Origin of the sequence: Streptomyces sp. NPDC059668 (assembly GCF_042734135.1) — a bacterium.
Classification (GTDB): Bacteria; Actinomycetota; Actinomycetes; order Streptomycetales; family Streptomycetaceae; genus Streptomyces.
On the sequence record NZ_JBHWEL010000088.1, the window covers coordinates 29,463 to 35,737 of the forward strand.

3 protein-coding genes and 1 pseudogene are annotated in these 6,275 nt (G+C 77.8%); all 4 read right to left on the bottom strand.

Features of this window, described 5'->3' with window-relative positions; translation table 11 throughout:
* Nucleotides 1-511: 511 nt before the first annotated feature.
* The gene (locus ACFV2J_RS37220; protein WP_385097476.1) at nucleotides 512-1,249 is read right to left on the bottom strand and encodes a response regulator transcription factor; all 738 of its coding nucleotides are present in this window, start codon (nucleotides 1,247-1,249) and stop codon (nucleotides 512-514) included.
* Between the two features lie 790 nt (nucleotides 1,250-2,039).
* On the bottom strand, nucleotides 2,040-3,758 hold the full coding sequence (locus ACFV2J_RS37225) for a class I adenylate-forming enzyme family protein (protein ID WP_385442893.1): 1,719 nt from the start codon (nucleotides 3,756-3,758) through the stop codon (nucleotides 2,040-2,042).
* 118 nt (nucleotides 3,759-3,876) lie between these two features.
* Nucleotides 3,877-4,863, bottom strand: coding sequence for a 4'-phosphopantetheinyl transferase family protein (locus tag ACFV2J_RS37230; protein WP_385442895.1), 987 nt, complete (start codon nucleotides 4,861-4,863; stop codon nucleotides 3,877-3,879).
* Nucleotides 4,860-6,275, bottom strand: a pseudogene (locus ACFV2J_RS37235) (hypothetical protein); the annotation flags it as partial. The pseudogene ACFV2J_RS37235 and the gene ACFV2J_RS37230, both read right to left, overlap by 4 nt.

Below are 6,275 nucleotides of genomic sequence, written 5' to 3' on the forward strand. Positions count from 1 at the left end.
CACCCCGCCGGGGTTCGCCCTAGCCCCCGGGCGCGGGGGCCCGGCGGGGGGTTGCCGCGCCCCGGCGGCCCCGGGCCCCCCCGGGCCCGGGCACCGGGCACCGGCCGGCCGGCCGGACCGGCGCCCGCCCCCTCCGACGAGGACATCGGCTGGCCCAGACGGTGCGCCCCGCCCGCCCCCTGGCACCGGCGTCCGGCGCGCTCCGCCACCGGATGCCATCGGATGCCACGGCGATGTCGGCGGTGCCGGCGGTGCCGTCCGCCCTGATCGGGCCGCCCTGATCGGGTTCTCCTGCGGCCGGGGGGAGGTGCGAACAGCGCCACCTGCTTCAGCGCCTGGAGACACCCCTGCCGACTCCACGGCCGCGAGCCCGGTCCGCGTGTCCCGACCGGTCTCCCGGGCGCTGCTGATCAGCGCCGCCTTCGCCGCCTGCCGGACGCCGGTCTCCGGTCTCCGGTCTCCGGTCTCCGGTCTCCGAAGGCGGTTGCCGGGCACGGGACTTGAGGACGGGTCAGGCCGGAGGGCGGGCGGCCGGGGGGCGCAGGCCGGATTCGAGGGCGTAGATGGCCGCGTGGACGCGGTTGCGCAGGCGCAGCTTGTGCAGCAGGTTCTGCACGTGGGTCTTGACGGTGTGTTCGGACAGGGTCAGGGCCTGGGCTATCTCGCCGTTGGACAGGCCGCGGGCCAGCAGGTCGAGGACCTGGCACTCGCGGTCGGTCAGCCGGTCGGGGCTGACCGGCGAGATCGGCGGGATGGGCGGGGCGGTGGAACGGCGCGGGGCCGGGGCCGGGGCGTGCACGAGGGTATAGCCGGCCGCGGCCAGCACCACGGCGGAGGCCAGCTGGCCGGCGGTGGCGGTGGCCGGCAGATGCCCTCCGGCCGGCCGGGCCCCACGGTCGGTGCGGGCCGGGCCGCCCAGGACCAGCAGCGGCAGGTCCCCGCCGCCGAAGGCCAGGGCCTCGCGCTGTTCGCCGGCGAACGCGCCGTGGGCGACCAGGACATGCGGCGGCCGGGCGGCCAGCGCGCGCAGCAGTTCCGGCCCCGGTTCGCTCTCGCCGGTGACACGGATGCCGGGGTGACCCTCGAGCAGGGCCGTGATGCCGCGGCGGGCGAGCGGGTCCTCACCGACCACGTGCACCCGCACGGCGGCCGGCGCGCCGGGCCGGGGGGCCGGAGCGCGGCCGGTGTGCTCGTCGTGTGCGGGGGCCGGCGCGGGGAGCACCCGGAGTGTGGCGTGCCGCTCGTCCATGGCGGCCTCCTCCCTGTCGTCCGGGGATGTCCCGCCGGATCCCGGGATGTCCCGCCAGGTCACCGTAGGCGGCGGGTGCCGCCGTGTCCGGTGCGCTCCAGCGGACCACGACCGGTCCGCTACCGCGTCTCACCCACGCCGTCCGCCTCCGGCCTCTCCAGGGGCAGGCATCTCCGAGGGAGGGCGGTCCGGTCTCCCCGGGCCCGGTCTCCCCGGACCCGCTGTCCCCGGCCTGTCGGCTTCCGCGCCGCCGCTTCTTCCTGGCCGCCGCTTCTTCCTGGCCGTCGCTTCTTCCGGGGCGCCGGTGTCGGCCAGTTGTCCTCCGGGGCGTCGGCGCCGGGATTCGTGTGCGGCGGCCCGGCCTTCCCCGGGCGTCGCGGGGCCGGCGCCCGCGGGCCGGGTTCCCAGTCGTCCGGGACGCTGTCTCTTCGCCGCTGCCGTGCCGGGCCGCGCCGGTTCGCTACCGCCGCCGGTTCGCTACCGCTGACGGTTCGCTGCCGCCGCTCTGCGGGCCGACGCCCTCCTGGCCTACGCCGCCGGCCTGCTCCCCAAGTTAGTTGCCTCCGGGGGCCGTTGCCTGGGGTCTGTTGCCCCCGGGGGCCATTGCCCGGGGCTTGTCGTCCCGGGGGCCGTTGCCGGGGCTTGCGTCGTCTTCAAGTCCCCTTGCCCGCACGTCTCCTTGTTCGTACGACTCCTTGTTCGTACGTCTCCTTGTTGGCAAGTCTCCTTGTCTTCTTGTCCCCGGGCCGGTCTGGCCGCGGTCCGGGACGGGGGTGCCGGGCGGGGTGGGTCAGGCGGCGGCTTCCCCGGCGGCCAGGGCGTGCAGCCGCAGGCGCAGTTCGCGGCGGGCGGGCCGGCCGCCCGGCCGGCGGGGGACGGCGTCGAGGGCCTCCAGACGGCGGATCTGCTCGCCGGGACCGAGCCGGGCGTTGGCCTGTTCGGCGACGGAGTCGAGAACGTCGAGGACGTCGGGGGCATTACCGCCGGGGGCATCACCCTCGGGTGCCTCGCGCAGCACCACGCCGGCCCAGACCAGGGCGCCGCGTGCCGGGTCGGGCCAGTCCGCGACGATGCACTCGGCCACCCGCGGGTCCTGGCCGATGACCCGCTCCACCACGCTGGGTGCGACCAGCGCGTCGTCGCAGGTGAACACGGAGCGGTGCGCGTCGACGAGGTGCAGTCCGCCGTCCGCGTCGAGGTAACCCGTGTCGCCGGTGGACAGCCAGCCGTCCGCGTCCCGCGCTGCCGGGCCGGGGCTGTCCGCCGGGCCGTGGCTCAGCTGCGGTCCGCGGATCTGCACCTCGCCGGTCGACCACACCGGGGCGGGCCGGGTGCTGCCGGGCACGACGACCCGGCACTCGGTGCCCGGCAGCGGCACCCCGACCGCGCCGAGACCGGGCCGCGAGCCCGGCGGCTGGTGGTGGGAGAGGGTGAAGACCTCGGTCAGGCCGTAGCCCTGCAGAACGGACACGCGCAGCGCGTCGCGCAGCACACGGGCCCGTTCCGGCGCCAGGACGCCGCCGCTGACATGGATGGCGCTCAGGTGCCGGCCGGGCAGGTGCGCCCGGCCCGTGGCCAGCCGGGGATCATCCGCCAGCCGGTGCAGCCGGGCGGGCAGCCCGTAGTAGTGGGTGGCCTCCGCCCGCGCGGCCTCCGCCAGCGCCCCGAAGGGGTCCGGGTCCGTGCACAGCACCTGCCGGGCCCCGGCGTGCACGGCCGAGTTGAGGTGCACGGCGTGGTACTGCGGCAGGTGGTTGAAGGCGACGGAGGCGGCACCGAGCCGGTGGGCCAGGGCGGTCTGGGCGGCGCCCGCGACGAGGTTGCGGTGCGTCAGCCGCACGCTTTTCAGGCGCCCGGCGCCGTCCGGCGCGAACTGCAGGCACGCCACCGCGTCCACACCGGGCCGCGCCCTGCCTACGGGGCCGCCGGCGGACACCCCCGCCAGCGCCGCGGACAGCGTCACCACCGCACAGGCCCCCCGCCCCCCGAAGACCGCGGCACCGGAGACCGGGACACCGGACGGCCGGCGGCCCGGCACCGGACCACCGGGTGCCGAACCGCCGGGTGCCCGACCGCTGGATGCGGGGCGGGTGGTGGGGTCCGTCACGACGATGGTGTGCAGCCGGGGCAGCCGGTCCGCGAGTGCGGCGAGCAGCGCGGCCAGCGGGCCGGGTACGAAGGCGATCTCGACGCCGGCCGCCGTGCACACCTCATGCAGTGCGGCCTGTCCCATCAGCGGATCGAGCAGCGCCAGCAGGCGGCCGCTGCGGACGGTGCCGTAGTACACGGCGGGGAAGGCGGCGTCGAGGGTGGTGGCCGCGGCGACGACGGCGTCGGCCCGGCGGACGGTGCGCCGTACGTAGTGGGCGATGCGGTCCGCCTCCCGGTCCAGCGCGGCGAACGTCACCGCGGCCTGGGCCGTGACCACGGCCGGGGCGTCGCCGTCACGGTCGGCGGCCCGCCGCAGCAGGTCGTCCAGCGGGCTCTCCAGGTACCTGAGGATGGGCACGGTGGCCTCCTGGCTGCAGACAGCAGGAACAGCGGATGCCTCACGGTAGGTGTCCCGGCTCAAGAGGTCTTCGAAGCCCGCTGGAGATGCCCCCGGGCCGCCGTACCGGCCCGGGCCGTCACGCGGGGACCGCGGACAGGTGGCCGCCCACCGGCCGGGGCAGCGGGAAACTGCGGAGCTCCGAGCGGCTCCAGGGGAAGCCGTAGCCGAGGTGGAGCACCGGGTCCTGCGCCGCGTCGGCGGGCACGGCGACGGCGACCAGCACGCCGGGCACCGGCTCCAGTTCGACGAAACGCCACGGGCGGGCCGTGTCGTCGGCGGGCGGTGTGAAGGCGCGTACGCCGTGCTCGTCGTCCAGCGTGAAGACGAACGCGTCGAAGGGCAGTCCGAGGCCGAGCCCGCGGGCCTTGGAATAGGCCTCCTTGAGCGTCCACACCCGCAGGGCCCGCCGGTCGCGGTCCGGGCCGGGTGCCGCCTGCTCGACCCACTCCCGCTCCGGGGCGGCGAAGGTGCGCACGATGGTGGTGATGGCCCGCTCGTCCCGGTCCTCCAGCCGCTCCACGTCCACACCGATGCGGTGGCGGCGCACGATGCCCAGCAGGCTGTAGCCGCCCGCGTGGGAGAGGTTGAAGTCCAGCTGGGCCCCGCCGCGCGGCAGTTCGCCCAGCGCGGGCCGCAGGAAGGGACGGCCCCGCGCGGAACGCCAGATGACCAGTTCGGCCTCGGCCAGGCCCGCCTCCAGCGCCAGCGCGCGCCGCACCAGGGTGTGCGCGAGCAGGTACTGCCGCCGGTCGCGTTCGAACAGGAAACGGCTCGCGGTCTTCTGCTCCTGCGCGTCCAGCCAGTGCGCGGCGAGCAGATGGGCGACCGCGGGCGGCAGGCCGTCGTTGGGACACAGCCACAGCTTGACCGGCTCGTCCGTGCCCGCGTCCGCACCCGCGACGGGAACCGCGGCGGACGCCGACACCGGCGCCGGGACCGGGACCGGCGCCGGGGCCCGGGGCGGTCCCGGGAACGAGGACACGGCCGCGGCCGCGGACAGCGACGGTGACGGTGACGGGCGCGAGGACAGGCGCGGGGGCGGGGGTGTCACGGATGCGGTCACCGCCGCGCTCCGTCCGTGCCGCCGTCGGATACGGGCACACCCGCGCCGGGCACCGCCGTGCCGGGCTGGGACTCCACCGGCTCTGCCGCAGGCCCGTGTGGAGACCGCAACGGCACCGGGGACCGGGAGTCAGCCCGGGAGCCGGGCTGGGAGAGGACCTCGGAAAGGGACTCCGGCTCAGGCACGGACACGGGCTCCGGCTCGGGTTCGGGCTCAAGTTGGGGCCCGGGCCCGGACTGAGACTGGGGCCGGGGTTGAGGCCGGGGCTGGGGCTGGGGTTGCAGCACGGTGGGGGGCAGTTCGATGCCCGCGGGGCCCGGGTGCGCGGGCAGTACGGCGCAGATGTCGGCCCCGGCCAGCCACAGCCGCGTCAGCTGTTCGAGGCGGCCGCCCTGCCACAGGGCGGCCATGTAGGCGCGGGTCTCCGCGAGTGTGTCGAGCAGCAGCGGTTCGCCGGCCTCGCGCAGGTCGGCGCTGCGTACGCCCGCCGGATGCCGTCCGGCCCCGGCGGGCTCGGCGGGCTCGGCGGGCTCGGCGAAGGCGGCCAGTTGGGCGGCCAGGCCGGTGACCGTGTGGGCGACCACCGCCAGGCGGCAGCGCAAGGGCGCCCGGCCCAGGCGCAGTTCGTGTGCGATCGCGGCGAGGTCCGCTCCGGCCGGCCCGCCGTGGCGGGCGGCGCCGGTCAGCCAGCGCGCCAACTGTGCTGCTGTCGCCGTCAGTTGACGGGGTGTGGCGGCGGACAGCAGCACCAGCTCCGCGGGGGCGGGGTGGCGGGCGGGCCGTGCCGGGTCCGGCCGTGCGGGGGGACGGTGTGCCCGGGGTGCCTCCTCCACGACCAGCACGGCGTCCGCGGCCGGCGGTCCGGACACGCCGACCAGGGCCCTGCGGGGCACCGGGGTGCCGTCGTCGCGGCGGGCCGGTTCCCAGGCGACGGGCGCTGCCCGGCCGGGCCCGGGCAGCAGCGTGGCGTGGCGCAACTGCCCCACGGCACGGGCCAGGGCGGCCGCCCCGGCGACCACCCCCCTCTCGCCCGCCAGGCCCGCCGCCGTCCGAACGCTCTCCCGCACCGCGATGCCCAGCGCCTCCGGTCCGGCCCCCGCCACCACCGCGCCCGGGCCGTCGGGACCGGGGGCGGCGGCCGGCAGCGGCAGGCCGGACACGGCCAGGGCCCGGCCGACCAGCCGGGCGTGGTGCGGTACGGCTTCCAGGCGGCCCGGGTGACCGGCCGCGCCGGCACGGATCACCGCGTACACCCGGTCCCCGGCGGCACGGGCCGCGGCCAGCGGCTTGAGCAGCACCACCACCACTCCCCCACCCCCACCGGCGGGGGGGGGGGCGGCGCCGGCGCGGGCCAGCGCGGCGGCCCGCGCCCGCGGGGGGGCGCCGCGCGCCGCCCCACCCGGGGGGCGCTG

Coding starts and splice junctions, on each gene's coding strand:
- ACFV2J_RS37220 (WP_385097476.1), bottom strand. CDS start 1,249: ATGGACGAGCGGCACGCCACACTCCGGGTGCTCCCCGCGCCGGCCCCC.